Annotated in this window: 23 protein-coding genes; 7 read left to right on the forward strand and 16 right to left on the reverse strand. The window is 61.9% G+C overall.

Annotation, left to right across the window (positions count from 1 at the left end; translation table 11 throughout):
* Window positions 1-4: 4 nt before the first annotated feature.
* The 4 genes from FFS45_RS31725 to FFS45_RS31740 all read right to left on the reverse strand — a co-directional run bounded on the left by FFS45_RS31725 (window position 5) and on the right by FFS45_RS31740 (window position 3,244).
* The gene (locus FFS45_RS31725; RefSeq protein ID WP_137958595.1) at window positions 5-574 is read right to left on the reverse strand and encodes an isoprenylcysteine carboxylmethyltransferase family protein; all 570 of its coding nucleotides are present in this window, start codon (window positions 572-574) and stop codon (window positions 5-7) included.
* Window positions 571-1,467 (reverse strand): alpha/beta hydrolase, encoded by an 897-nt coding sequence (locus FFS45_RS31730; RefSeq protein ID WP_137958596.1) that lies wholly within the window; start codon window positions 1,465-1,467, stop codon window positions 571-573. Before FFS45_RS31730 ends, FFS45_RS31725 begins: the two co-directional genes overlap by 4 nt.
* Window positions 1,468-1,931: 464 nt before the next feature.
* Window positions 1,932-2,585 (reverse strand): acyl-homoserine-lactone synthase, encoded by a 654-nt coding sequence (locus tag FFS45_RS31735; protein WP_137958597.1) that lies wholly within the window; start codon window positions 2,583-2,585, stop codon window positions 1,932-1,934.
* 209 nt (window positions 2,586-2,794) lie between these two features.
* On the reverse strand, window positions 2,795-3,244 hold the full coding sequence (locus tag FFS45_RS31740; RefSeq protein WP_137958598.1) for a DUF4902 domain-containing protein: 450 nt from the start codon (window positions 3,242-3,244) through the stop codon (window positions 2,795-2,797).
* A gap of 77 nt (window positions 3,245-3,321) precedes the next feature.
* Here FFS45_RS31740 and FFS45_RS31745 point away from each other — a divergent pair, with 77 nt between their 5' ends.
* On the forward strand, window positions 3,322-4,032 hold the full coding sequence (locus FFS45_RS31745; RefSeq protein WP_137958599.1) for an autoinducer binding domain-containing protein: 711 nt from the start codon (window positions 3,322-3,324) through the stop codon (window positions 4,030-4,032).
* Window positions 4,033-4,540: 508 nt separating this feature from the next.
* Here the strand turns inward: FFS45_RS31745 and FFS45_RS31750 are convergent.
* A complete protein-coding gene (locus FFS45_RS31750; protein ID WP_137958600.1) occupies window positions 4,541-6,307 on the reverse strand; it encodes an NAD(P)/FAD-dependent oxidoreductase in 1,767 nt (588 codons plus the stop codon).
* Between the two features lie 329 nt (window positions 6,308-6,636).
* On the opposite strand from FFS45_RS31750, the gene FFS45_RS42805 reads away from it, so the two are divergent.
* From FFS45_RS42805 to FFS45_RS31770, 4 genes are all read left to right on the forward strand, one after another.
* Entirely contained in the window at window positions 6,637-7,326 is a 690-nt protein-coding gene (locus FFS45_RS42805; RefSeq protein WP_283204778.1) for a LuxR family transcriptional regulator, read from the forward strand.
* 263 nt (window positions 7,327-7,589) lie between these two features.
* The gene (locus tag FFS45_RS31760; protein ID WP_137958602.1) at window positions 7,590-8,183 is read left to right on the forward strand and encodes a cytochrome b/b6 domain-containing protein; all 594 of its coding nucleotides are present in this window, start codon (window positions 7,590-7,592) and stop codon (window positions 8,181-8,183) included.
* Between the two features lie 2 nt (window positions 8,184-8,185).
* On the forward strand, window positions 8,186-8,977 hold the full coding sequence (locus tag FFS45_RS31765; protein ID WP_137958603.1) for a molybdopterin-dependent oxidoreductase: 792 nt from the start codon (window positions 8,186-8,188) through the stop codon (window positions 8,975-8,977).
* Window positions 8,978-9,021: 44 nt separating this feature from the next.
* Window positions 9,022-9,636, forward strand: a complete 615-nt coding sequence (locus FFS45_RS31770) for a hypothetical protein (RefSeq protein ID WP_137958604.1) — start codon at window positions 9,022-9,024, stop codon at window positions 9,634-9,636.
* 40 nt (window positions 9,637-9,676) lie between these two features.
* Here the strand turns inward: FFS45_RS31770 and FFS45_RS31775 are convergent, their stop codons facing one another.
* A complete protein-coding gene (locus tag FFS45_RS31775; RefSeq protein ID WP_137958605.1) occupies window positions 9,677-10,102 on the reverse strand; it encodes an OsmC family protein in 426 nt (141 codons plus the stop codon).
* Between the two features lie 159 nt (window positions 10,103-10,261).
* Here FFS45_RS31775 and FFS45_RS31780 point away from each other — a divergent pair, with 159 nt between their 5' ends.
* Window positions 10,262-10,822 carry a hypothetical protein gene (locus FFS45_RS31780; RefSeq protein ID WP_349292336.1) on the forward strand — a complete coding sequence of 187 codons (561 nt, stop codon included), beginning with the start codon at window positions 10,262-10,264 and terminating at the stop codon, window positions 10,820-10,822.
* Window positions 10,823-10,838: 16 nt separating this feature from the next.
* Here FFS45_RS31780 and FFS45_RS31785 read toward each other — a convergent pair whose 3' ends face one another.
* From FFS45_RS31785 to gltA, 7 genes are all read right to left on the reverse strand, one after another.
* Entirely contained in the window at window positions 10,839-11,411 is a 573-nt protein-coding gene (locus FFS45_RS31785) for a carboxymuconolactone decarboxylase family protein (RefSeq protein WP_137958606.1), read from the reverse strand.
* 36 nt (window positions 11,412-11,447) lie between these two features.
* Window positions 11,448-12,779 carry an aspartate aminotransferase family protein gene (locus FFS45_RS31790; RefSeq protein ID WP_137958607.1) on the reverse strand — a complete coding sequence of 444 codons (1,332 nt, stop codon included), beginning with the start codon at window positions 12,777-12,779 and terminating at the stop codon, window positions 11,448-11,450.
* A gap of 33 nt (window positions 12,780-12,812) precedes the next feature.
* Window positions 12,813-13,874: a C45 family peptidase gene (locus tag FFS45_RS31795; RefSeq protein ID WP_137958608.1), complete on the reverse strand. Its 1,062-nt coding sequence runs from the start codon at window positions 13,872-13,874 to the stop codon at window positions 12,813-12,815.
* A gap of 254 nt (window positions 13,875-14,128) precedes the next feature.
* Window positions 14,129-15,295 carry a hypothetical protein gene (locus FFS45_RS31800; protein ID WP_137958609.1) on the reverse strand — a complete coding sequence of 389 codons (1,167 nt, stop codon included), beginning with the start codon at window positions 15,293-15,295 and terminating at the stop codon, window positions 14,129-14,131.
* Window positions 15,296-15,528: 233 nt separating this feature from the next.
* Window positions 15,529-16,389, reverse strand: a complete 861-nt coding sequence (locus FFS45_RS31805) for a MurR/RpiR family transcriptional regulator (protein WP_137958610.1) — start codon at window positions 16,387-16,389, stop codon at window positions 15,529-15,531.
* 89 nt (window positions 16,390-16,478) lie between these two features.
* Entirely contained in the window at window positions 16,479-18,758 is a 2,280-nt protein-coding gene (locus FFS45_RS31810; RefSeq protein WP_137958611.1) for an amylo-alpha-1,6-glucosidase, read from the reverse strand.
* A gap of 346 nt (window positions 18,759-19,104) precedes the next feature.
* Window positions 19,105-20,406 (reverse strand): citrate synthase, encoded by a 1,302-nt coding sequence (gltA, locus tag FFS45_RS31815; RefSeq protein WP_137958612.1) that lies wholly within the window; start codon window positions 20,404-20,406, stop codon window positions 19,105-19,107.
* 348 nt (window positions 20,407-20,754) lie between these two features.
* Here gltA and FFS45_RS31820 point away from each other — a divergent pair, with 348 nt between their 5' ends.
* Window positions 20,755-21,156 (forward strand): hypothetical protein, encoded by a 402-nt coding sequence (locus FFS45_RS31820; protein WP_137958613.1) that lies wholly within the window; start codon window positions 20,755-20,757, stop codon window positions 21,154-21,156.
* A gap of 77 nt (window positions 21,157-21,233) precedes the next feature.
* Here the strand turns inward: FFS45_RS31820 and FFS45_RS31825 are convergent, their stop codons facing one another.
* The 3 genes from FFS45_RS31825 to FFS45_RS31835 all read right to left on the reverse strand — a co-directional run bounded on the left by FFS45_RS31825 (window position 21,234) and on the right by FFS45_RS31835 (window position 24,256).
* The gene (locus FFS45_RS31825) at window positions 21,234-22,031 is read right to left on the reverse strand and encodes an alpha/beta hydrolase (protein ID WP_137958618.1); all 798 of its coding nucleotides are present in this window, start codon (window positions 22,029-22,031) and stop codon (window positions 21,234-21,236) included.
* A gap of 321 nt (window positions 22,032-22,352) precedes the next feature.
* The gene (locus FFS45_RS31830; RefSeq protein ID WP_137958614.1) at window positions 22,353-23,405 is read right to left on the reverse strand and encodes a rod shape-determining protein; all 1,053 of its coding nucleotides are present in this window, start codon (window positions 23,403-23,405) and stop codon (window positions 22,353-22,355) included.
* A gap of 194 nt (window positions 23,406-23,599) precedes the next feature.
* Entirely contained in the window at window positions 23,600-24,256 is a 657-nt protein-coding gene (locus FFS45_RS31835; protein WP_137958615.1) for a dienelactone hydrolase family protein, read from the reverse strand.
* Window positions 24,257-24,594: the final 338 nt, after the last annotated feature.

A 24,594-nucleotide genomic window follows, 5' to 3' on the forward strand; every position in this document is an offset into this window, starting at 1 on the left:
CGCGTCAATAGAGACCGGGAATCAGCGCGGCCACTTCCTGGCGGTACTGCGTATAGGCCGGCCCGAAGTAGCGCGTCAGCCAGCTTTCCTCGACACGCACCTTGTAGGCAAGCGAGGCGAAGACCAGCAACAGGCCGGCCGCACAACGCCACTGCTCGCCGATCAGCACGGCACCGGCAAGCGCCACCAGGCAACCCGTATAGATAGGATGCCGTACTAGCCGGTACGGGCCGCTGCGCACCAGTTCGTGCCCTTCCTTGAGCGTGACCGAGACGCTCCAGTTGGTGCCCAGGTGCAAGCGTGCCCAGACCGAGAACGCGAGTCCCGCAAGCAGAACGGCCAAACCGGCGAACTGCGCCACCTGCAGGTGCTGCCAGCCGGGTATCCATGCGCCCGCGCTCAGGTCCGGCACGATGATCAGCGCACCGCCCACGATCAGCGGAATCGACTGCAGGGTGCGCGAATTCGAGGTCTCCCGTTGCGCGGTCTGCTTGACCTGTTTTGACGTGGCAATCCAGTAGATCAGCCACACCGTCCAGGGAATCACAATGGCAAGGCTTTGAACGATATTCACGGTAGCGCAACCTGTTCTGAATGAGTGACAACGAACGGCGCGAACCCTTCGTCCGCAATCCCGCAGGCCGCTTCGCCCAGGAAATCGAAAATCGCCGTGCGCACCTGACGCAACTGATGACGCCCTTCCAGATCGAGAAAGTGACCGGCCTGCTCGATGGTGGTGAATTCGGCGCGGGCAAGATGCACTGCCAGCGTCCGCACATCGTCGGGCGTGGTGTATTCATCCAGCTCGCCGTTGATGAACTTGAGCTCGCAGCGGATATTACGGAATTCGTGCAGGTACTGTTCGGGACGAATCGCCAGGATCTGCTCGACGTGAAACGCCACCTGCTCCTGTTCCTGGCGCGGCAGTGCGGTCAGATACCGGTAGTTGTAGAGCTTCATGATCCTGGGCAGATGACGGCCCACGGTGTCGTTGAGCAGTTGCGCGGCCCTGAGGTTTTCGCCCGCGGCGATGTAATCGCGCGCACAGCTCACGTAGTCGGTCATGGCCGCGTTGAGCAGGGGCGAGAACGAGGCAATCACCGCCCGCCGCACGCTGGTTTGCCTGCGCGAAAGCGCCAGCAGCGAGGCCACGCCGCCCCAGGACACGGAAAGCAGGAAAGCCGGTTCGAATACGCCGATCAGATGCAGCAGAATATCGACTTCATCGTCCTTGGTCAGAACGAATTCGCCGGCGTTATAGGCTTTCGATTGCCCCGCATAAGGTAAATCGAAACAGATCGCGTTATAGCGCTCGCCTAGATATTTGATTGTCTGTCCAAACGACGCGGTAGTTGCTAATGCGCCGTTGATCAGAATGACACTTTCGAAATCCGGATTGAATACGTGCCGCTCGACGTAGACTTTCCGGCCTGTCGGGAGTGGAACAACCAGTTTTTCGATGGGCATGGGCGTATCCCGTACACTTGCCTGAGCAAATGCGCACTGATACCGCGCCCGCCTGAGCGGACGCTTTGGGAGCCGTACAGCCAATGGATCGGGCCCATGCCACCTGCCCCCCGGGGAAGGTGCGATCCAAGCCGGCTACCGCGCCATCGCAGCCCGCACCACACACTATGTATATGATGCGAACCCCCGCTTGCACGCCACGTCAATACGACACGCGACGTCAATCGGGTATTCGATGCCTCGTTTATTCTCTTTATATGTATGCACCCAGAAAGTGCAGAAACTACGTCATCCGTAATGCACAGTGGAGCATAGTGTCGCGTTACGGTGTGATACTAATATGTCGATCCAGAAGAATTCAAGACTTTTCAAAATTATCGAATTCGATGCTTACGATTCTTTATCATGCCGGCCGCATCGTCAATTGAGGTGGACCATACGGCCGCTGTACAAAAGCCGCACGCTTACGCTGCGTAGAGCGGATCGCGCCGGGCTTGAGCGAATCCCGCCAGTGGGCTGGCTTCATCGGGCGTGAGTTCGATATCGAGCGCCGCTAGCGTCTGACTGTCGATGTCGATCCAGCAGGCGACCACCATCCGGCCATCGATGCATTGGGCCGGTCCTGCCCGGTGCGCATGTACGCCAATGCGGCGAAACAGTCGTTCCATGCTCAGGTAGGTGACGCCGATGATTTGCCGCGCGCCGAGCTGCGCGGCGCAACGCACGACCGAGGCCAGCATCGGCCGGAACACCCAGCTAAGCGCCCCGCTCTCGGACTGCCCCATCGCCAGCGGACTCGCCGCGAAGCGCGACAGCTCCCAGACCGCCGGCGATTCGGGCGCGTCCATTCCCTGCGCAAGCAGAGAGGGAAACAGGTCTTTGAGAAGATAAGGCCGCGTGGTGGGCAGCAGCCTCGCACAGCCGCAAATCGAACCGGCTTCGTCACGTCCGACCACGTAGACCGTATCGTCACGGTCGTACTGGTCGCGCTCGAAGCCGTTGTCCGCCATCGGCAGCCGCCATCCGAGCTGCTTGACAAAAATCTCGTGCCGATATTGAGCGAGCGCATCGCCCACAGCCTCGGGCAAGCGTCCATCGTCGTGAATGTCAGTCCGCATTGTGCGCCCCGTGGTCTGTTTTAATCGAGCGCATTAGAGCCCGGGGAAAAGCCCGTGGTAACTGACAGAGTTGACAGGGGCTTATGACAAAAAATTTTCACTGGTGAAAATGCTTTGCCGAAAAACGAATTTACGATTGCAAAGCGCGGGGCTTTTGCTTATAAATAAACGGCAGGAATTTCGTAATCGATACATGGCTGCCGCAATGCTCAATGCCGGTAAACAGGGGGAAAAAGACCCTGCTGTTCACATGCGTGCGAAGCAACGGTGGCGGCCACCGTATGCGACCAGTTCAACCGGATGAGCCGGCGTATGAGCGCTTGCGCGGTGCATGCCATTCCCATATCTGTACCTGAGCGATCGACGCCCATCAGGTTGCTTCTCACATCGCCCCAGGCGATCAGGAACGCGCCTGATGTACGTTCGATATACCAATCCCAACCAACCGAGATGTGGGACGTGAACGGGTGGATTGCGCCCCGCCACTCCGTGTAACCGGCATTAAATGCTTCAATCGCGTCCGCACGCAAATGAGCCAGCAACTCTGTGTCGATCCCTGACGACACATGCGCCAGCGTCACGCGGTTCAGCATGAGTTCGGGAACCCGGATATAGCCGTCTGATGACGGGAAATGGAAGCGTAGTGCAGGAAGTTTCATCGGGCCTGTTATCTGTGGCTGGATCTGAACGGGCTTGGTTCGATAAAAAGCTGTTATATGAGAGAGAGGGGGCCGAAATGGAATCTTACTTCCAGGATGCTTACCAGTCGTTTTATGCTGCAAGAGACGAATATGAGTTATTTGAGGAAATCACGTCTTTCGCCAGCGCGCTTGGTTTCGAATATTGCTGTTACGGAATTCGCATGCCTCTGCCGGTCTCGAAGCCGGCGGTCAGGATTTTCGACTCCTACCCGCCCGGCTGGATGGAGCACTATCAAACCAACAATTTTCTTGCCATCGACCCAACCGTGCGCGCCGGCATGCGCAACACCAATCTGATCGTCTGGCCCGATGCCATGTACGACGAGGCGCCACGCCTGTGGTCCGACGCCTGGGATTTCGGCATCAGGTTCGGCGTCGCCCAATCCAGCTGGACAGCACATGGTGCATTCGGACTGCTAACCATGTCGCGTCACGCCGAGCCGTTATCCCCCACCGAGCTGGAGAAACTTCAATTGCCGGCCAGCTGGCTATCCAATCTCTGCCACATGCGGATGGGTCAATTCCTCGAAAGCAAACTCCTGCCTGAGGTGAGCACAACGCTCACCGCCCGCGAGCGCGAGGTCCTGCGCTGGACGGGTGAAGGCAAAACGTCATATGAAATTGGCAAAATACTCAGCATTACCGAACGGACGGTCAATTTCCACGTCAACAACGTACTGCTGAAACTCGCTGCGACCAACAAGGTGCAAGCCGTCGTCAAAGCCGTTGCCACCGGGTTGATCTAGTGCTCCGCCTGGCACGTTCGACTGCAAGCCACTTGAGAGTACAGCGGCATACCGCGGACCGTGCCGGCACGATATTTATAGGGCATTGAAGTCGATGCAGAATAGCTGTGAAATCTAACAGCTTGCGGTTTTTGATTTCCTGAGGACGATTTAGCAGTAAGATTGCGAAGTTGATGCGCGTCGCAACATGTTCATCTGCTGCTGCGACACTCGCATCGGCGCGTTCGTCGCGCCCTACCGTCTCTCAGGTTCTGGCGGCCCTCGGAATTGCCAGAACTTTTCACGCCAGCGTAAGCTGGCGTTTTTTTTGTCCTCAGAAATGAGGATGGAGTGGGAATATGCATCAGGTATATTTATTTGAAGTACCGGATCCAACGCAGATGCCGGACCCGGCGAAGACTGCACGTACAGCACCTGATACAAAGGGCGCCGCTGAACCTGAGAGATAAGACCCGCCTTGCGCGGGTCTTTTTTTGCCTGAAATGGCCCGCGCAAACGATTGGCGCGGTTAAAACCCGGTGGCCAGCCCTGCCGCCCGTCCGCCGTAGTTGTATTGCGGCGCCATGTCATCGAGCGGGTTGGACGCACCGTATAGTTCACCGCCGAGGCTCCGAATCACCGCGCAAACCGCGTTGACCCCGGTCTGCAAAGCGCCTTCCACCCACCCTCCCGTGAACGAACAGCTATCGCCCGCAAGGTAGATGTAGGGATCGGTCGACGCGTCGCGGCTGGACTGGAACTGGAAGAAGAGTTGCTGGCTATAGCCATCGCCACCGGCAAAATTCAGCTTGAAGGCGCCGTAGTAGCCGCGCTCCAGATCCCAGTCCACCACCCGCACATAGGTGTCGTAGTCGTTGTTGATCGGCACCACATGGCGCGCGAATGCCGCGTTGGTCTGGGCGAGATCCGTCACCAGCCGTTGCACGCGCTGGACGTTGTCGCCCAATGCCAGTTGCTTGATTGCGTCGTCCTCCCAGGCATAGCTGAGCAGCACGACACCCGCTGAATTGGGATTCTGCGGCGCATAGTCGAGGCAATAAACGCCGCGCACCAGCGTGTCGGTCTGAATGTTGGCCGGCAGATTCTCGTCCAGCCAGAACTTGCGCTGGGTCATGACGAAGACCTTGGAGGAACTCGTCAGATGCACATCGCTGATTGCCGTGCACTGTTGCGGTGAAAGCGCTGAGCCCACCGAGTTGAGCCCCATGTCGATCTGCATGGCGCGCGTGCTCGCGGTCACAATCACCCGGTCGGCAAACTGTGTGGTGCCGTCCGCGAGCCACAGCTTGACCTTTCCCGCGTCGCGGCTGACCCGCGAGACCGGCGTCTTGACCACGCGCTGTGCGATCGAGCGCCGCGCAAAGACCTGCGTCGAAAACGCGCGTGCAAGCGATTCAATGCCCGCGGGGATAAACAACTGGTCTGTTTCCAGTTCGTCCACCATCAAACGGACGATCTCGAGGAAGGCGACCGGGTACATCGGCCCCAGGCCGCCCGACCCCACCCCGAGGGCACCGAACAGCTCGTAGTCGTCGGGAAAGCGCCAGCGCGTGCCGCCTGGCGGGTTGGCACTGCCGAACATCCGGCACAGCGCGCTGTAGAAGCTCTCGTTGCCGAACGCATCGATATAGGCCTGCCACGCGTCGCGGGCCGCGGCGCCCTGCCCGTTGCGCAGCAAGGCGGTAATCGCCACCGGTGCAATCAGCGCGGGGCCGCTCTCCGGCGTAAAACCCTCGCTGATGAAGGCATTCCAGCCGGCGTTGACCGTCGTGAACATATCGGGCGGATTGCCGTGTGCAGGCCACGTATAGGTCTTACCCTGATAGCCGAGGTTGGTCAGAACCGCGCCGGGGTCGGGAAAGCTCGAAGTGGCCTGGATGCCGAAGCGGTCGAGGTAGTGGAACAGGCTGTACTCGCTGGGCGGAAAGCGCATCGCGCCCAGTTCGGCGAGGTACTCGGGCGCGGCTTCCGTAAAGACTGAACTCCACGCGCGGCCGCCAATGCGCTCCGAGGCCTCGAACAGCATGACATTCGCCGCACCGGCACGTAGCAGCTCATACGCGCAGACGAGTCCGGCAATACCCGCGCCGATAATCGCGATCGTGCCGTTCGCCGCTGCCGGCGGCACCCGGCCGAGGGCATCAGGCACCGCGCTCAGGTAAGCGCCGTAATCGAATAATGTGTCGATATAGCCAAAACTGGGACTCTCGGGCACCGCGCCGGTGATGTCGGCGGCGGGACGTGTGCGGCGGCGAAGATTCGGAATGAACGGCATGCTGCTCCTCGTTGGCGAAAGATAATCATGCATAAGGTGGCGGCCGGTGCCGCGCATTTACGGACATTTACGCACTTACCCGGCCACCAGGAAGCTATCACGCTCACGGCTTAACGGCATTTTTACTGTTTGCTTGAATCATTAACTTTGGCCGTGTAAGCTGGCCGGGAGTGGTTTCCTGGTTTATCCCCTATCGGCCGGACGCCAGACGGCGCAGGCCTCACGTCGATTTTCGAGCAGTCCGGAACGCCATGTATCTGACAAGCCGTGAGACCGCCGTGGTCTCAGACATTTTTGCCGTTCTTGCTGACGCCTTGCCGGAAGATTTAATGCGCCGGGAAGTCGGCGTCAGAATGCTCGATCTGCTGCGCGCGGATTATCTCGGCTCGTATGTATGGGATGCTACGAAGCAAGAGTATGTGAATCGCGTCGCACTCAATATGTCGGATGACAACCTCTCCGATTACGAGCGCTACTATCAGTACCACGACACCGTCACCCCCTTGTTGCACAATTGCCGGCAAGCGGTGCGCGTCACCGATGTGATTCCCCAGCAGGAACTCGTGCGCACCGAGTTGTTCAACGACTTCCTGCGCCGCGACGGGCTGCATTGGGGCATGGACATTTTTGCGTGGTCGGGCGACACGAATATCGGCGACCTGCGCATCTGGCGCGGCAAGCAACGCGACAATTTCTCGGATCACGATCTCGCACTGGCCGAACTGATTCGTCCCGCCTTCACTACCGCACTCGCCCGTGCTCGCGCGTCGGCCGGTTTGGCTGAAGCCATGCCGGCGCACACCCGTATGATTTCAGAGCGGGTTCTCAAGGCACTGACCGCGCGTGAGCAGGAAGTGGTTAGCCTCATCATCGAGGGCCTGCTCGACAAGCAGATCGCGGAGCGGCTCGGCATTTCGTACACCACCGTGCGCACGCACGTGGACCGCGCGTTTCAAAAGCTTGGGGTCGGCAACCGCTCCACGCTGATTCGCATGGCTCAGCAAGACGCGCGTCCGTAACCCTGCCCCTGAAGCGCTACCCTGCATTCCCCTGCCTGCGTCCCTTGCAGCCCTTGCGTCCTGCGCAAGGGCTCTGAGCTGCCTCGTCGTTATCTTCCTGTAAGAAAAATTCTTTTTATTTCGACGGAATAAGGCCGGCTAGGTGGTGTTTGCCACCCTGAAGCCGCGCCAGTAGCTGCGATACCCCTACGCGGCAGTCGACGCATGGCCGGCCCGCGTGGGCGCCCTGCTACACGTGCATTGCCACCAACCGCGAGAGCACCTTGAGTCACCGCACGATTCAACCTGTCTGGGTCCGCATTACGCACTGGATCAATGCGCTGGCCGTCATCCTGATGGTGATGAGCGGCTGGCAGGTTTATAACGCCTCGCCGATCTTTCCGGCCTTGCGGTTTCCGGCGGCGATCACCCTGGGCGGCTGGCTCGGCGGCGCGCTGCTTTGGCACTTCGCGGTGATGTGGCTGCTGGTAGCAAATTTCCTCGTCTATCTGGGCCTCAATCTGGTATCAGGACGGCTGCGCAACAAGCTGCTGCCGCTCAGTTTTCGCGCGCTCGCCGCCGATACGCTCGCGGCCCTGCGCGGCCGCCTCACGCACGGCGACCTGTCCCGCTACAACGCCATCCAGAAGCTCGCCTACCTCGTGGTGATCGCCGATATCGTGCTGCTCGTACTCTCGGGACTGGCCGTGTGGAAGTCGGTGCAGTTTCCGCTGCTGCGCACGCTGATGGGCGGCTACGACAATGCACGCGTCGTGCACTTCATCTGCATGAGCGTGCTGGTGGCCTTCTTCGTCGTGCACGTCGTGATGGTCGCGCTGGTGCCGCGCTCGCTGCTTCTGATGATTCGAGGACGGTAGACATGGCGATTCGCAAACCTCGCAGCGAACCGGGCACGACGCTGGCGTCGCACGGCGACTCCATTCTCAAGGACGCCCACAAGGCATTGAAGGACCCGGCGCGCCGCCTGCTCGGCAAGCGGATCCTCTCGCTTGGCGGGCTGGCCCTGCTGTCGGGCTGCGACCTGAGCACCGACAAGTCGGTCAATACGATGCTGCGCAAGATCTCATTCTTCAACGACGACGTGCAGGCGCTGCTGTTCGATCCGAACCGGATGGCGCCGACCTATCCCGAGTCGATGATCACGCGGCCGTTTCCGTTCAACGCGTTCTACGACATCGACGACGTGCCGGACGTCGATGCCGGCACGTACCGTCTTCAGGTGGGCGGGCTTGCGAACGGCAAACGCGTATGGACGCTCGACGAGCTGCACGCGTTGCCGCAACAGGACCAGATTACCCGGCATATCTGCATTGAAGGATGGAGCGCGATCGGCCGCTGGGGCGGCGTGCGCTTCGCCGATTTCCTCAGGCGCGCCGGCGCCGACACCACGGCGCGCTTCGTCTCGCTGCATTGCGCGGACAACTACTGGACCAGCATCGACATGCCTACTGCGCTGCATGCGCAGACGCTTCTCACACTGACCTACGACGGCCAGACGCTGCCGCCGAAATACGGCTTTCCGATGAAGCTGCGCATGCCCACCAAGCTCGGCTACAAGAATCCCAAGCACATCGTCGCGATTACGGTGACGAACGAATATCCCGGTGGTTACTGGGAGAACCAGGGCTACAACTGGTTCGGCGGTTCCTGAGCGGCACTCTGATTTTCAACTCAACCACACTGTACGGAGGTTCCATGTCCATTCGACTGAAACTTGGCGCGACGCTTGTAACGCTGGCGTTCGCCGGCGCCGCGCTCGCCCAGACGCCTGCTGTCAAACCGACGCGGATTCGCGGCGAAATCGTCTCGCTCAACGGCGACGTCCTGCAGGTGCATCGCCGCAGCGGCGATACGGTGTCCATCAACGTCGCGCCGAACGTCGGCATCTCGGCGGTCAAGGCGATGCAACTGGCCGATATCAAACCCGGCTCGTTCGTCGGCACCGCGGCCACGACCGGAACCGACGGCAAGCTGACCGCCACCGAAGTGGTGGTGTTTCCTGAATCGGCGCGCGGCACCGGTGAAGGGCACTATGCGTGGGATCTCGGTCCCAACAGTTCGATGACGAACGCGAATGTCGACACGGTGGTCGAGGGCACCAACGGCCGCGATCTGAAGCTGTCGTACAAGGGCGGCAATAACGTGGTGACGGTGCCGCCGAATGTCCCGGTGGTGACCTTCACGCCGGCCGCCCGCACCGATCTGACTGCGGGCAAGAAGGTGTTCGTAGTCGCCACGCCCGGCGAGCAAGGGGCGTTTGTGGCGCAACGGGTAGTGGTCGAGAAAGACGGAGTCGCGCCGCCGATGTAAGGACGGCGCGATAGCCGGCTGATTTGCCTGCACTCAACGCTCAGGTTTCGAGGGTTGCATCCATCGTGATGGTGGCGTTCAGCACCTTCGAAACCGGGCAACCCGCCTTGGCGTTCGCCGTGGCTTTCTCGAACGCAGCCTTGTCGCCGCCGGGGATTTTCACCTTCACGTCCAGGTGGACCGCGGTAATGGCGAAGCCGCCCTCGACCTTGTCAAGCGTCAGGGTGGCTGTGGTGCCGATGCGCTCGGGCTTGATACCCGCCTGACCCAGTTCGGCCGAAAGCGCCATGGAGAAGCAGCCGGCATGCGCCGCCGCGATCAACTCTTCCGGATTGGTGCCGATGCCGTTTTCGAAACGGGTCGCAAACGAATACTGGGTGTCCTTCAGAACTCCACTGTCAGTCGAAATCGTGCCTTTTCCGTCCTGCAGGCCGCCTTGCCAGACCGCTGATGCCTTGCGCTTCATCGTTCTCTCCAAAGGGTGCCCTGCCGGCGCTGCCGTGCTACCCACCTGAACGCCTGCCGCAACGGTCACGCCCGGGTTTCTTGCGGTACCGGCGAAGGTGGGTGCATGGCACGCAGCGCGACAGACGCGGGCGTGGACCGAATTTCATGATAGGCGGTTATGGGATTTGATGAGTGCGAGGAACTGCATGACGCGATGAGACCCCTTCTTGCCTTAGCCGCTCAACGGGCTCTGGCCCTGATGCGTTGGCTGTTGCAGCGTGCTGCAGAATATTCTGAGGGAGCTCTGCATGTAGGGGCTCTTGGGGTGCTGGAGCACTACTTCCTTGCTCAGCCTATAATCGGTCACATGAAACCGCCAAACCATGATAATCAGTCACAAAAAGCTGAAAAAGTAGATACCCTACCGTTGCCGGTTCGTCGCGGACTAAAAAAGCTCGGCGAAGACATTGCGCTCGCGCGGAGACGCCGTCGTATCTCTACCCAATCGATGGCGGAACGTCTGCAGGTCTCGTTGAAAACCTTGCAGCGGCTTGAAAAAGGTGACCCAACTGTCGCGGTGGGCACAGTGGCTACTGCGCTGTTTGTGCTGAGCGAGTTGGAGCGCTTCACAAACCTGCTTGATACCGCCTCCGACGATGTTGGCCTAAGCCTGATGGATCAAGCCGTTCCGAAACGCATTCGCCGCAAGAAGCCCACCGCCTCATCGGGAGCGCTTTGATGGCGACGTCGGTCCCTCACTCCGCAAACGGCAACGTCACCTGCCCTTCTGCCCGCATGCCGAACACATTCAGCGTCATCGCGACAAGCGCATAGTAACCAAGCAAGCCAACCAGATTGATTGTCACCTCGCGCCCAAAGCGCGCCACTGTCGCCTCATAGGTGGCATCGGACACGCGCTTCGCGTCATACAGTTCGTTCGCAAAAGCGTAGATCAAGGCCTCGTCGGGGTCCGCAAACGCCGGCTGCTGCCCCGAACGGATCGCCTCCGCGTCCGCCGCCGACACGCCCGCCTCGAGCGCGATCGGATAGTGGATATACCACTCCGCCTGGGCCTGCCAGCGCGCCGCCGTCACCAGAATCGCCAGCTCCGACAAGCGCAGCGGCAAGCCCGTGCGGTAGCGACAGAACGCGCCCAGGCGCTGCGCTTGCTGCGCGAGTTCCGGGCTGTAAATCCAACCCAGAAACGGGCCGTTCAGATTCCCGCGTGGCCCGGACAGAATCTCGTCGAGAACGGCCTTCTGCTCGGGGGTGGCATGCGCTGTGTCGAAACGTGGTAAGCGGGATAAGCGGGGTAAGCGGTCAGTCATGGAAACCCTCATCAATAGTGAAGCAGTGGCTCACATTCACGATGCCGCATGAAGCGCAGCATCGATCGAATCAACAAGGCGGCTGACAATATTGTCGATGTCCTGTGCAGTGCAGATAAACGGCGGCGCCAGTAAAACGTGATCGCCAATCTGGCCGTCGACAGTCCCGCCCATCGGATACACCATCAGCCCGCGCGCAAACGCCTCGCGCTTGATCGCGGCATGCAGTTTGAGCCTGGCATCGAACGGCGTCTTGCTGGCCCGCTCCCGCACCAGTTCGACGCCGACGAACAGCCCACGGCCGCGCACATCGCCGATATACGGATGCTCCGCGTAGTGTTCGCGAAGTTGCGCACGCAACTGTTCGCCGCGCGCCTGTACGTTTTGCAGCAGGTTGTCTTCGGCAATTACGCGCTGCACTTCAAGTGCGGCGGCGCAGGCCGTTGCGTGCCCGATATACGTGTGGCCATGCTGGAAAAAACCCGAACCGCCGACAATCGTGTCGTAAATCCGCTTGCTGACCAGTGTTGCGCCAATCGGCTGATAGCCTGCGCCTAGCCCCTTCGCGATAGTCAGCAGATCCGGCGCCACGCCGTCTTCTTCGCACGCGTAAAGATAGCCGGTGCGTCCCATGCCGGACATGATTTCATCCAGAATCAGCAGCACGCCATAGCGGTCGCAGACCGCGCGAATCTTGCGGAAATACTCACGCACCGGCGGCACGGCACCGGCGGTCGCCCCCACCACCGTCTCGGCGACAAAGGCCGCCACGCTCCCAGCGCCGAGTTCGAGAATCTTCTGCTCCAGTTCATCCGCAAGACGCTGGGCAAACGCTTCCTCGCTTTCTTCCGCGCGCTGCTCGCGATACGCGTAGCACGGGCTGACGTGATGCGCTTCGATCAGGATCGGCAGGAACGGTTCACGCCGCCACGCATTGCCGCCAATCGCCAGCGCTCCCAGCGTATTGCCGTGATAGCTCTGGCGGCGTGCAATGAAATGGCGGCGTTGCGGTTCGCCCTTTTCGACGAAATACTGCCGCGCCAGTTTCAGCGCGGCCTCGATCGCCTCTGAGCCGCCCGAGACGAAATACACATGCTCGAGTCCCTGCGGCGCGCCCGCCACAAGACGATCCGCGAGTTCTTCGGCCACTTGCGTCGTGAAGAACGACGTGTGCGCATACGGCAACTGTTGTGACTGGCGCCGGATCGCATCGATCACACGCTGGTTGCTATGGCCCAGGCACGAGACGGCGGCGCCGCCTGACGCGTCGATATAGCGCTTGCCGGTCGAATCGATCACTTCGATGCCGTCGCCCGCGACGGCGACTGGCAGGGTTTGCTTCGGGGCACGGTGAAACACGGCGGACATACGATTCCTTTTCGCGGGATGGCAGGATAGCGGTCAGAAAGTGGCTTGCGCAGCCGCGGTCTTGGGGATGAATGTGTCGAACGCACAATGGCCTTGCCGGTAAACCTGCATTGCCACACCGTCTGCTTCGAGGCGAAACAGCGCGGTAGCCAGGGTGTTTTCGTCGTCGGGATCGAGCGGGTCGTCGCGGAAGATCGGCAGGCCGGCGGGCGCCTCGTCTCGCAGCACGCGCAGCAGCGCGTCGTCCGTCACCGGGGTGCGAAGCGAAGGCAGCAAGGCATCGACACGCGCCTGACGGTCGCGCGACGAATCGGTCACGATCTGCGCTTCGCGATCGCATCCGTCGTGAATCAGATGATTCGCATGACCGAAGCGCTGCGCAACCCCCATAGCCGGAGACAGGATCGAGCAGCGCTGCACGGTGGCCTCGACACTCAACAGCCGGGCGTCGCCGACACAGCCGAGCGTGTGATGAAAGCCGCTGGCGCGCGGCGCCTCGCGCAACAGCGCGACGGCCTCGTCCAGCGAGCGGGTGTCGAGGACCGCACGAGCGAGGATCATGCGCGGCACGCCCGCCGCCGGCACACGGATGCGCAGGTTGTTGATCGCCTGCACGAGACCGGCGCGGTTGACTGCAAACGTGTGACCGGGCAGCGAACCCGGGTAGTAGAAACTGACGAAACCCGGTTTACCGGCTGGCTGGACGTCTACCAGGAAGCACCGTTCGCGCAGATACGGATCGCCGTCTTCATTGTGGGCAATGAAACGCGCATTGCCCGCAACCGCCGCGAGCGTGGTGCAGCCGTCCGGCGCGTTGTGAATCAGCTCGCCGCGGCAGTTCCACAGAAACACGTCCTGCGCGGACCACCCCAGCCCGGCGGCCATGCCTTCGAGCTCTGCTACAAGCGCGGGAAAATGTGCTTCTGCGGCGCGCCGCAAGCTCTCCACAAACGGATGGCCACGCCACTGGCTGACCCGCTGCCACGCGGCGCTTTGCGCCATATAGGCCGACATGACCGGCCGCGCCAGCTCACCCAACCTGTAGCCGATATCATCGGGCTGGCCGGTGATCCGGAAAAGACTCCATTCCTGCATTGACGGTTATGCCTCGTTGATGTCCTGCTCGCGATGACGCCGCAAAGGCATGACAACGCTAACCGCTCTGCCCGTGCAGCGACGCTGAAAGGATGCCGTTAGCCCTCGTGGACACGCCGGCACCGATTCAACACTCGATACGAATTTATACCTCTTAACAACATATGTTGTCAATGCGTTCGCAGCAACATCGAATGGAGCGGAAACACCGGCGCTCTGGATAAAAACGCAGCAGCGTGCCGACTCGACACCGTTTATGCCCGCCTCCCGCCATCGCTCAACGGCTCGATCTCGTCCGGCCCAAAAAAGAAGCGATGACCCGGCATGCGCGCCATGCCAGGATCCTTGCCTGACTCGTCGCCGATCGTCACCGCCACATGCACGTGATCGTCGAAATCGCGCTCGATCGACTCGATGGTCGCGACCATGCCGCTTAAGGCAGCGTCGAAGATATCCGCGCGGCAGCGTGGATGCAGGCGGACCTGATCGCCCACCTGAATTTCCACACCCGCGACGCGCACACATGCGAGATACGGCTGCCCATCCAGTTCAGCCGACGGCGACGCCCGCTCGGCGCTTTCCGGCGCAATCTGCGGAAAATCATAGAGGACGACCGGCGAGGCCAGCATCGTGTCGGGCCGGCTCTCGTCGCCTACCAGCACCGGCCACGCGCCAATGTTCTTGCACAATGCCGCGGCCGCCTCGAGCCCGGCCGGCGGATCGATCGACGACACGCATTCCCCGCCCCTGACGCTCAGGATCGTATGGCACGACACCAGGGCGTAAAGCGAGGCGGCAGCGCGTGTCAGCGTATCTGCGCGCTTTAACGGGGTTTCGTTGAGGATACGGATCATCACGCGGAAGGCGCCGCCTCCAGCCGGTTCGGCTGCCACTTCGACCCGGCCTTTCAGTTGACGGCGCGTGCGCCGCAACGCACCGCGCACCACGCGGTGACAGTCGGCAAGCGTCTCGAGATCGTTGCCTGCTTCGAACGCGAGCGCGATCTGGCGCGGTGAGCCAAGCAGTTCGCCCAGCACACACTCCGGAATGCGGATCTGCCGCTCGACGGCTTCCTGCCAGGGATAATAGCGGCGCCCGTCGATTTCGAGCATCGGCACCTGGCGCCAGGCCTGCGCCTCGGAGGCCGGCGCTCCGTGCGACGCGCCTGGCGCATCCAGCACAATGCGCTCGATCACCTGCAGAAAGCCCACTTGCAGCGCGACGCGGGTGCGGGCATCGCCGCGCACGAGGAACTCGCTTTGCATCAGCCACGGATCGCGGCCCGATGCCTGCGAGTAAGCACGCGGATAAACGCCGCCAAAGGTCGAGCGCTGCCGGTACTTCACGGAAGACGGCCGGTATGGATACAACATGTATCCCTCATACAGCACGGCCTGAACCACGCTTTCGACTGGACTCATGAGACACCCTCCCCGACGCCGTCGAGCAGGCGGTCGACCGTTTGCTCTCAACTGGCGAGCCCATACCCCGTCTTGCCCACCTTGGCGGGCCGAAAAGGCTGCTTTTGAGTATAGGTGAGGGACGCCCAATAACCTAAGGCGGGATGCGGTTGCGGACCGAGCGGAGCTTGCCCATTGCCCCCGCCATGGTGCAGCGCGCCATGGCGGCGCGGCACGCGCGACAGTTGGCGCAATCAGGGAACGTACGCGCCCTTTGCGTGCATCGAACGTTCGGCAATCTCAAGCTGTTCGACAGCGCCAGCGCCTTCCAGCGCGAGCAGATGCGCGACCAGCGACTCGGCGATCGCAGTGGCCGCGACAAGCGACGGGAAAAACGACGGGCTCTCGTGTGAAAAAATCAGCACCTTGTCGGCATTCAGCGCGATCGGCGACACCGCGCTGTCGGTGATCGCAATCAGCTTGCTGCCTTTTTCGAGCGCCGCTTCGGCCACCCTTGCAGCCTCCACCGAATACGGCGCAAAGCTGATGACGACGGTCGCACTATCGCGTTCGATGGTGCGCAACTGCATCTCCAGCGTGCCCGCTTCGCCTGCCAGCAGCGACACCGAAGGGCGAAACAGCCGGTAGCCGTACACGAGGCTGAACGCCACCGCATAGCACGAGCGAAACCCGGCCACGTGCACATGCGGCGCACGGCGCAGCAGACGCGCCGTCTCGACCGTGACACGCGCACTTTGCGCGGCGGTAACGTCCAGATTGTGTTGTTGCGCGATTAGCAGATCATGCGCCAGCGCATCTTTGGCATTGATCTTGACAAGCGAGCGGGCGCGGCTTGCGAGCGGTTCCGGCCGCGTGCGCACGCGCGCCACGAACAGGTCACGCAGCTCGTTCCAGCCAGGAAAACCCAGTTGCTGCGAGAGCCGCACGAGCGATGCCGGTTGCACCTGGGCCCGTTCAGCCACCTTGCGCATGGAGGAAACAGCGACTTCGTCGGGATGATCCAGCAGGAAAGCCGCTCCCATCTGGAATTGCGGACTCAGTTCTGAGAAGCGCGCCCGGATCAGGGCGGCAAGCTGGTCGAAACTGTCGGGCATGCGATGGACCGGGGAGTAAGTTGGGAAGTCAGTTGACAACAAATGTTACCACCCGGCCTACCGCACGCACCACGATAGCTACGTCAGGCTTACAGCAATGCCACCACCCGTACATCCCCCTGTTCGGCCGAGGCCACCACCTTGCCCGCCACGCGCCGGAAGGTAATGGTCACGCTCGAATCGCCGACGCGCATATCGCCGATTTCCAGCCAGTCGATACCATCGGGCAGCATCGGCTGTTCGATCAGGACTTCGCGCCGCGCCGCGTCCACGGTGACGCCCAGACATGCTTCCAGCATCATGAACGGCGAGCCTGCCGCCCACGCCTGCGGCAGACAAGCCACCGGATACGCGGTAGGCGGTTCGCCGCGCCGACGCGGAAAGCCGCAGAACAGTTCGGGCAGGCGCATGTCGAAATTGACCGCCGCCTGGAACAGCGCCTGCAGCAGCTTCACCGCGGTCGCCTTGCCGCCGTAGCGCGCCACGCCGCGAGCGCACAGGGCATTGTCGTGCGGCCAGACCGAGCCGTTGTGATACGCCATCGGATTGAAGCGCGCCTGCCCTGCCGCAAGCGTACGGACACCCCAGCCGGTGTGGAACAGCGTCGATTCCAGACCCCGCACCACCGCTTCGCCGCGCTCGCGCGACGGCAGGCCGAAGGCGAGCAGATGGCCGGCGTTCGAGGCCATCACACGGCATAGTTCGCCATGACCGTCGAGCGCGATGCCGTAGAAGCCCGACTCTTCCATCCAGTATTTTTCTTCGACACACTCGCGGATAGCTTTCGCCCGCTTGCTGTAACCGGCCGCGTCGTCTGGCTGACCACGCAGCGTGGCAAAGTGCGCCATCGTGTCGAACGCCGCGCTCGCGTAGGCCTGCACTTCGACGAGTGCAATCGGACCGTCAGGAAAGCGTCCATCCGCGTGAAAGACTGAATCGTGACTGTCTTTCCAGCCCTGATTCGCAAGACCGCCATCCGATTCGCGCTGATAGTCGAGCAGGCCATAGCGGTTCTTGTCGCAGACGCCCGCGACCCACTGCGCCGCGCGCACCAGCGCCGGCCACAACTCGTCGATCAGGGCCACGTCGTTGGTGCGCGCCACATAGGCGCCGGCCAGCACGATAAACAACGGCGTGGAGTCGACCCCGCCGTAATACAGCGCAAACGGCACCTCGCCGGTGGCCGCCATTTCGCTCTTGCGCATCTCATGCATGATCTTGCCGACCGCCGCATCGCGAAACGCCGAATTCTCGCGCGCCTGATGCTCGGCAAGAAAGCGCAGGACGCCACGTGCGAGGCCAGGCTGCAGCCAAAGCGTCTGCAGCGACGTAATCAGCGCATCGCGGCCAAACGGGGTCGAAAACCATGGGATGCCGGCATAAGGATAAGGGCCGGTTTCCAGATCGGTGGTGAGCAGGCCGAGATCGGCAAGCGAGCGGTCGATCCATGCGTTGAAAAGCGGATTGCTCGAACGCACCCGCGCCGTTGCCCGGCGCCGCTCGCGCATCACGAGGTGGGCGTCGACCAGCGCCGCGCGCACGGCGGCTCGGCCGACGCGCGGACGCACCGTGTCGATCTGCGACAGGTGGGTCTCGCTCAGCGCATGCGCCGGCTTCGAGACGCCTGCACTTGCGACTGCCTGCTCGGCCTTCACCTGCACATCCACCGCGAGGTAGATCGACACGCATGCCTGGGCCGGCAGGTTCACCGTATAGTCGGCCCGATTGGCAAAGAGCTTGTCCGGGGTCGGCGAGAACGCAATGCCTACGTTGCGCGCGACGTTATCGAGCCCTACGTAGCCGAGCAGCACCTCGCCATTCTCGACGCGTGCCGGTTCGACCTTGCCCTGCTTGTCGCGTTTCAGGCCACGCACTTCGAACATGTCGCGGAAGTCGCTGGCAAATGAAATGGAAAGCGGCACAACTGCGTCTTTGGTGCCGTAGTTGGTCAGTTCAATCGCTTCGTTGAGCACCGTGCCGGACAGCACGCGCACCCGCTCCACGTGAATCACACCCTCGGGCGTGCTGTCGCCGCCGAGCGGAGGCAAGGGCCGGTTGGTCAGATGCGCGGTAAAGGCCGTGTTGTCGCTGCTGACGCTGCCCGAAAGCAGCGACGGCGCGCGCCCGCCGAAAGTCAGCCGCAGTTGCGAAAGCACTCGCGTGTCGTTGACGAACAGGCCGTCGTCGATACCGGTGATGTCGCCCAGCGGGTCGTTGACGATAAAGGTGTCGCCCGACTTCAGCACGTACTGGTTCGCGCTAGCGACGTTGAGGTTTTCCGGCGGGATAAACGCGCCATCCGGTTCGTGTTCGCTGTGATCCACGCCGCCTGAGTGAGACAGTCCGCCAAGGGCTTCGGGTTGCTGCATCAGCTTGCTCCTGTGCTATGGGCTTCGTTCCGATTGTAGAGGGTCTACACCTGTCGAACGAACTTAACACAGGACTGTGGTGAATTTGAGCCAGTCAGACTTCCAGAAGGCGTAACAAATCGCTACGAACGATGCGCTGCGGCAGCGTATGCGCGCAGGTGGCACGCGTCATGCAGTTTTGGCGCAAGTTTCGACGCCCCCTCTGGCATGCCTCCGCCCGTAAACGGAGCGCGGGCGTTGCTCCTGTATCCGGAGACAACGCCCGCTCACGGTCTGCGCTCGAGTTGTGCTCAAGCCGTCCCGTTAGTCAATCAATGCTCAATCAGCGTTGCAATCGACGCTGCAATCAGCGCTGAGCAATCGGCTTCGCTTCACGCGGCGTATCGCCGACGAACAACTGACGCGGACGGCCAATCTTCTGTTCCGGATCGGCGATCATTTCGTTCCATTGCGCAATCCAGCCCACCGTGCGCGCCATCGCGAAGATACACGTGAACATCGAGGTCGGGATGCCCAGCGCGCGCTGCACAATGCCCGAGTAGAAGTCGACGTTCGGGTACAGCTTGCGCGACACGAAGTACTCGTCTTCCAGCGCGATCTTTTCCAGTGCCATGGCCAGCTTGAACAGCGGGTCGTCGTGCAGGCCCAGCTCTTCCAGCACTTCGTGGCAGGTTTCGCGCATCAGCTTGGCACGCGGGTCGTAGTTCTTGTACACGCGGTGACCGAAGCCCATCAGCTTCACGCCCGAGTTCTTGTCCTTCACCTGCTTGATGAACTCAGGAATGTTGTCGACCGAGCCGATCTCTTCCAGCATGTTCAGCGCCGCTTCGTTCGCGCCGCCGTGTGCCGGGCCCCACAGGCAGGCGATACCGGCTGCGATACACGCAAACGGGTTCGCGCCCGAGGAACCTGCCAGACGCACCGTCGAGGTCGAGGCGTTCTGCTCGTGGTCCGCGTGCAGGATCAGGATACGGTCCAGTGCGCGCACCAGCACGTCGTTGACCTTGTACTCTTCGCACGGGTTCGAGAACATCATGTGCATGAAGTTCGCACTGTACGACAGGTCGTTCTTCGGATACACGAACGGCTGGCCGATGCTGTACTTGTACGCCATTGCCACCAGCGTCGGCAGCTTTGCGATCATGCGTGCCGCGGAGACTTCGCGGTGCTCCGGGTTATTGATGTCGAGCGAGTCGTGATAGAACGCCGACAGCGCGCCGACTGCCGCCACCAGAATCGCCATCGGGTGCGCGTCGCGGCGGAAACCGCGGAAGAAGAAGTGCATCTGTTCGTGCACCATCGTGTGTTGCTTGACGGTGGCAACGAAGGCTTCCTTTTCCTTGGCGTTCGGCAGTTCGCCCTTGAGCAGCAAGTAGCAGGATTCGAGGAAGTCGGCGTTCTGCGCGAGGTTGTCGATCGGGTAGCCGCGGTACAGCAGCTCGCCCTTGTCGCCGTCGATATAGGTGATGGCCGAGTTGCACGCCGCCGTGGACATAAAGCCCGGGTCGTACGTGAACTTGCCGGTCTGGCCGTAGAGCTTGCGGATGTCGATCACATCGGGCCCGAGCGTGCCCTTGTAGATCGGCAAATCAATCGTCTGGTCGCTGTCTGAAAACTTCAGCGTTGCGTGTGTCTTCGAGTCGTTCATCTACGCTTTCCTTTTGCTATCACATCGCACACGTGCCGGACTACGGGTGCTGTCATTGCTCGCCATGCTCCGGCTCAGGCCTTGCATTTTACGGCTCCGGCATCCATTGATTGCGGCGATTGGCCGCAACAATCCATCTCTACTCAAGCAACATTCGTTGTTAATCAGCCAGTCAAATGAAAGGCGGCCTGCTTCGCGCAACAATGTTTTGCAACGGTTACGCAGCATAACTGCCTGCCGTCTGCGATACTCGTGCCGTGTCTTGCTCCCCCTGCAACACACACCGCTGTTTTTGGCCCGCCGCCCGCGGCGGGTCTTTTTATCCAGTCAGAAGAACAGGATTACCAGATGAACGCCTCTCTCGAAACGCTGTTTCCGGATCACAACCACACCGAAGACAGCATCGTCACCGCACTGAACCATCAGGATATCGTGGTGGCATTGTCGGCTGCACTGAAGACGCAAAACGTCGCGGTGCTCCATATGCTTTACCCGCGCACGGATGCTCGCACGCACCACAGCCTCGACGCGCTCGTCGCGAAGCTGCACAGCCATGGCCTGCATCAGGTTGCAAACCTCGTGGCCAATGAAGCGCACTACCTCGTGTTCAAGGATCCGGCGAAGGCATGGAAGGCCTTCCAGGAAATCCGCAACGACTCGCTCGCGATCGGCGTGCATCTGTACTACCACGGCCTCGTCGGCGAGAGCGCCGAAGTCGCGCTCGACGCGGACGCTCATCGCAAGGGCTAAGCACAAGGGCTCACCGCAAGCCCGGGCTGCGGCGCTCCTGCAGGCTGCTGACCGGCGTTGGCCAACCAGCCGGCCCGTCAGCCGTGGTGTGCCGCGCCCTCGCTGCGGATAAATTCGTCGATATAGCGATTGAACGCCGCGGGGTGCGCCAGATTCATACCGTGCGACGCACCGCGCACGGTCTCGCGCCGCGCATCCGGCAACCACGAAACAAGCGCATTCGCGGTACGCCTGAACATCTCGGGGCTCTTTTCGCCGTCGATCAGCAGCACCGGGCAGCGCACCTCGGCGGCATCGTCCGGCGTATAGGCGGGCAGCGGATCGCGAAACTGACGCGCCAGCGTGTGCGCGTTGTCGGTCGCCATGGTGCGGAACGTCTGTGTGCTTTTCGCCCAGAAACCCGGGCGGCTGACTGAATCGACGAACAGTTGCAGACCCGCGTCCACATTCCCCTCCTCGATCAGTTGCGCGGCCCGCGCCCGCAAGGCATTGACCGTTTCCGGCAGAACAGCGGCAGGACGCCCGGCGATCTGCAAGGGGCCGCCGGGGTCGGCAAGGGTCAGGGTGCGCAGATGCTGCGCATGGCGCCGGGCAAAATGAAACGCCACGCAACCGCCGCGCGAATGGCCGACCACGTGCGCCGGCCCTGCGCCGAAGCGCTCGATGAATTCGGCCAGTTCATCCGCGTGATCGCTCCAGCTAAACGGCAGGTCAGTTCGCGTATCGGTAACCGGCCAGTAGTGGGTCAGGCTCACGGAGACGCAACGGTAATGCTTCGCCAGCCCGTCGAGTTGCGGCTGCCAGTAGCGGTAATCGCACAGCGAACCATGCACGAACAGCAGCAGTTCGCCCTCGCCTTCGACAACATAAGGCATGCGCAAGCCGCTCGACAATTCGATAAACGACGGGGATAAAACAGGAGTGGGATCAGTCACGGGTCGATTCGGGGACAACACGGCGAGCGCCCATCAGGCGTGCCGGTTCTTCTAAGGTGAGGTGGAACGAAGTGCGCCATGCAGCCCCGTTGGGGCGACAGGGTCAGCGGGCGAAGCGGTATTGTCACACAGGTCATGGCGGCGCGCCCAGCCGCTCGCTAGCGTTGGCGGCGGCTTTTATGGCCCGTTCACGCCCACCGGACTCTGCCTGAGGAGAGTTGCTTGCGCTCGAGATGCGCCTGGGTTGCGCTCGAGTTGCGCTTACTCGTAGACCAGCTCGTCGAGCAAACCCGCACCCGCCGCAGCTCCGGCGCCGCGCACCGCGCAGGTGAGCGGCTCGTCGGCCACGCGCGCGCCAAGTCCGAGTTCGGCCGTCAGACGCCGCCCGAGGTTGGCAAGCAGCGCCCCGCCGCCGGTCAGCACAATGCCGGTGTTGGCGATATCCGTCACCAGCTCGGCCGGCGCACTTTCGAGCGCCACCTTCACGGCGCCGATCACCTGGCGCAGCGGCCCGTCGATAGCCTCGGCGATATCGTGGTTATTCAGCTCGACCGTGCGCGGCAGGCCGTCGTCGACGCTGCGGCCGGTAGCGTTCATACGCTCCATCGGCACATCGCGCATCGCCGAACCGATAGTCTTTTTGACGTGTTCCGCGGTCTGTTCGCCCAGCACGACGCCATACAGGTTGCGCACATAGTTGACGATTGCCGAATCGAACTGGTCGCCGCCCACGCGAATCGAGCCGTTATAGGCCATGCCGCCCAGCGCGATCACACCGACTTCCGTCGTGCCGCCGCCGATATCCACCACCATCGAGCCGGTTGCCGAGGTCACGGGCAAGCCCGCGCCAACCGCCGAAGCGAGCGATTCGCCGATCAGGCTGACTTTCCACGCACCGGCTGCGACCGCCGCTTCCTTGATGGCGCGCCGCTCGACCTGGGTCGCGCCGGCCGGCACGCAGATGGTAAAAGCCGCCCGGCGGCCGAAGAACGGACGCGGCCGAGCCATGTCGACAAACTGCCGGATCATGTGCTCCGCTGCGGAAAAATTGGCGATCACGCCGTGGCGCATCGGCCGCACGGTCTCGAGATTGTTCGGCGCGCGGCCGAGGAGCTGCTTGGCCTCGCTGCCGACCGCCGCGACCCGCTTCTCCCCCGCGTCAAGACGCTTCTGGAAACACACCACGGACGGCTGATTGAGCACAATGCCGCCGTCGTCGGTATAGATAAGCGTATTTGCCGTGCCGAGGTCGACCGCTACGGTGTGACGGAACAGTCCCCTGAACAACGAATGGTGCGGCTTCGATCTGGCCATATAAAGGCTCTGAGTTGGTCGTTATCGCCCTTGTGGGACGCTGCGATGATTCCCCGTACCGTGCGGGAATCCGCCTGACGCCCTGGCGGGCGCGGCGAATTTCCGATGCGGCGCGCGTGATTTTCACGCTAATGAACCATTAACGGCAAGCAGATCAAATTCTTTAGGCCGACTTGATTTTATTTCCGTGCATTTCAAACCGGCCTGGCACCGAATGCGCGTACGAGCGCATCGCGTCCCAGCATCAGGCCTTCGGCCGAAATCGTATGACCAATGCCGGGCAGCGCAAATGCGCCGACGGCAAAACCCGCGTCGCTGAAAGCGTTAGCCGCGCGCTCGAGTTCGAGCACCGGAATCACCGCATCTTCAACCCCGTGCACCAGCGTCAGCGGCGTGCGCGCCGTCGTGGTAATCGGCGAGGCGAGCCGGCCGGAGTAGGCTACGACCGCGGCGGGCGCGTCGTTGCTGGTGGCGGCGTGGTGAAGCGCCATCATCGAGCCTTGCGAGAATCCCACCAATGCAAGCTTATCGAAAGCGAGCCGCCAATGCGCCAGCTCGGCGTCGAGCATGCGACGCAGCGCCGGATAAGCGTCGGCGACGCGGCCAATACGGTTGACCTCGTTCACGTCGCGCAAGCTGAACCATTGGCGCCCGCCAAAGCCGCCGTCGAAACGTTCGCTGCCGTCGAGCGAGGCAAAGGCGACATCCGGCAGCGTCTTGCTCCAGCTATCGGCCAGCGGCAAGAGGTCCTGCGCATTGCTGCCGACCCCGTGCAACAGCACGACCAGCGCACGCGCCGGCTTGTCTGCCGGCGCAAGGCGCCAGCCGTGTTCGAATTGTTCCCAGGCCATCGCGATTCCTTCCGTTTTCGATTCCGTATCTGCATCGGCGCACGCCTGCCAGGCGCAGCGCCATCCAGTTCACAGCCGCGAGCATACGCTTTCGCTTCTCTTTTTGCCGCCTTTGCCCAGTTGACATGTGCCGCAGCCTGCCACCGTCGACAACCCTGTTGGGGGAATGCTGGTAGGCTGCTGGTAGCTTGTTTACAACCGTCTTGCAGCGGTTTGCTGCGACTGGACCCAGGGCTTGCCGCCCGCCTTCCAGCAAGACGGCATCTCGCACCCGTATCGTTTGATGACCCTGCCCCGGAGAATCGATTGAGCCAGCCAACCCCTGCGCCCGCATCGCC

The sequence above is a fragment of the Burkholderia sp. 4M9327F10 genome, assembly GCF_005503145.1.
Lineage (GTDB): Bacteria > Pseudomonadota > Gammaproteobacteria > Burkholderiales > Burkholderiaceae > Paraburkholderia.

Coding starts and splice junctions, on each gene's coding strand:
- FFS45_RS31730 (WP_137958596.1), bottom strand. CDS start 1,467: ATGCCCATCGAAAAACTGGTTGTTCCACTCCCGACAGGCCGGAAAGTC.
- FFS45_RS31735 (WP_137958597.1), bottom strand. CDS start 2,585: ATGCGGACTGACATTCACGACGATGGACGCTTGCCCGAGGCTGTGGGC.
- FFS45_RS31740 (WP_137958598.1), bottom strand. CDS start 3,244: ATGAAACTTCCTGCACTACGCTTCCATTTCCCGTCATCAGACGGCTAT.
- FFS45_RS31745 (WP_137958599.1), top strand. CDS start 3,322: ATGGAATCTTACTTCCAGGATGCTTACCAGTCGTTTTATGCTGCAAGA.
- FFS45_RS31750 (WP_137958600.1), bottom strand. CDS start 6,307: ATGCCGTTCATTCCGAATCTTCGCCGCCGCACACGTCCCGCCGCCGAC.
- FFS45_RS42805 (WP_283204778.1), top strand. CDS start 6,637: ATGCGCCGGGAAGTCGGCGTCAGAATGCTCGATCTGCTGCGCGCGGAT.
- FFS45_RS31765 (WP_137958603.1), top strand. CDS start 8,186: ATGGCGATTCGCAAACCTCGCAGCGAACCGGGCACGACGCTGGCGTCG.
- FFS45_RS31770 (WP_137958604.1), top strand. CDS start 9,022: ATGTCCATTCGACTGAAACTTGGCGCGACGCTTGTAACGCTGGCGTTC.
- FFS45_RS31775 (WP_137958605.1), bottom strand. CDS start 10,102: ATGAAGCGCAAGGCATCAGCGGTCTGGCAAGGCGGCCTGCAGGACGGA.
- FFS45_RS31780 (WP_349292336.1), top strand. CDS start 10,262: ATGGGATTTGATGAGTGCGAGGAACTGCATGACGCGATGAGACCCCTT.
- FFS45_RS31785 (WP_137958606.1), bottom strand. CDS start 11,411: ATGACTGACCGCTTACCCCGCTTATCCCGCTTACCACGTTTCGACACA.
- FFS45_RS31790 (WP_137958607.1), bottom strand. CDS start 12,779: ATGTCCGCCGTGTTTCACCGTGCCCCGAAGCAAACCCTGCCAGTCGCC.
- FFS45_RS31795 (WP_137958608.1), bottom strand. CDS start 13,874: ATGCAGGAATGGAGTCTTTTCCGGATCACCGGCCAGCCCGATGATATC.
- FFS45_RS31800 (WP_137958609.1), bottom strand. CDS start 15,295: ATGAGTCCAGTCGAAAGCGTGGTTCAGGCCGTGCTGTATGAGGGATAC.
- FFS45_RS31805 (WP_137958610.1), bottom strand. CDS start 16,389: ATGCCCGACAGTTTCGACCAGCTTGCCGCCCTGATCCGGGCGCGCTTC.
- FFS45_RS31810 (WP_137958611.1), bottom strand. CDS start 18,758: ATGCAGCAACCCGAAGCCCTTGGCGGACTGTCTCACTCAGGCGGCGTG.
- gltA (WP_137958612.1), bottom strand. CDS start 20,406: ATGAACGACTCGAAGACACACGCAACGCTGAAGTTTTCAGACAGCGAC.
- FFS45_RS31820 (WP_137958613.1), top strand. CDS start 20,755: ATGAACGCCTCTCTCGAAACGCTGTTTCCGGATCACAACCACACCGAA.
- FFS45_RS31825 (WP_137958618.1), bottom strand. CDS start 22,031: ATGCCTTATGTTGTCGAAGGCGAGGGCGAACTGCTGCTGTTCGTGCAT.
- FFS45_RS31830 (WP_137958614.1), bottom strand. CDS start 23,405: ATGGCCAGATCGAAGCCGCACCATTCGTTGTTCAGGGGACTGTTCCGT.
- FFS45_RS31835 (WP_137958615.1), bottom strand. CDS start 24,256: ATGGCCTGGGAACAATTCGAACACGGCTGGCGCCTTGCGCCGGCAGAC.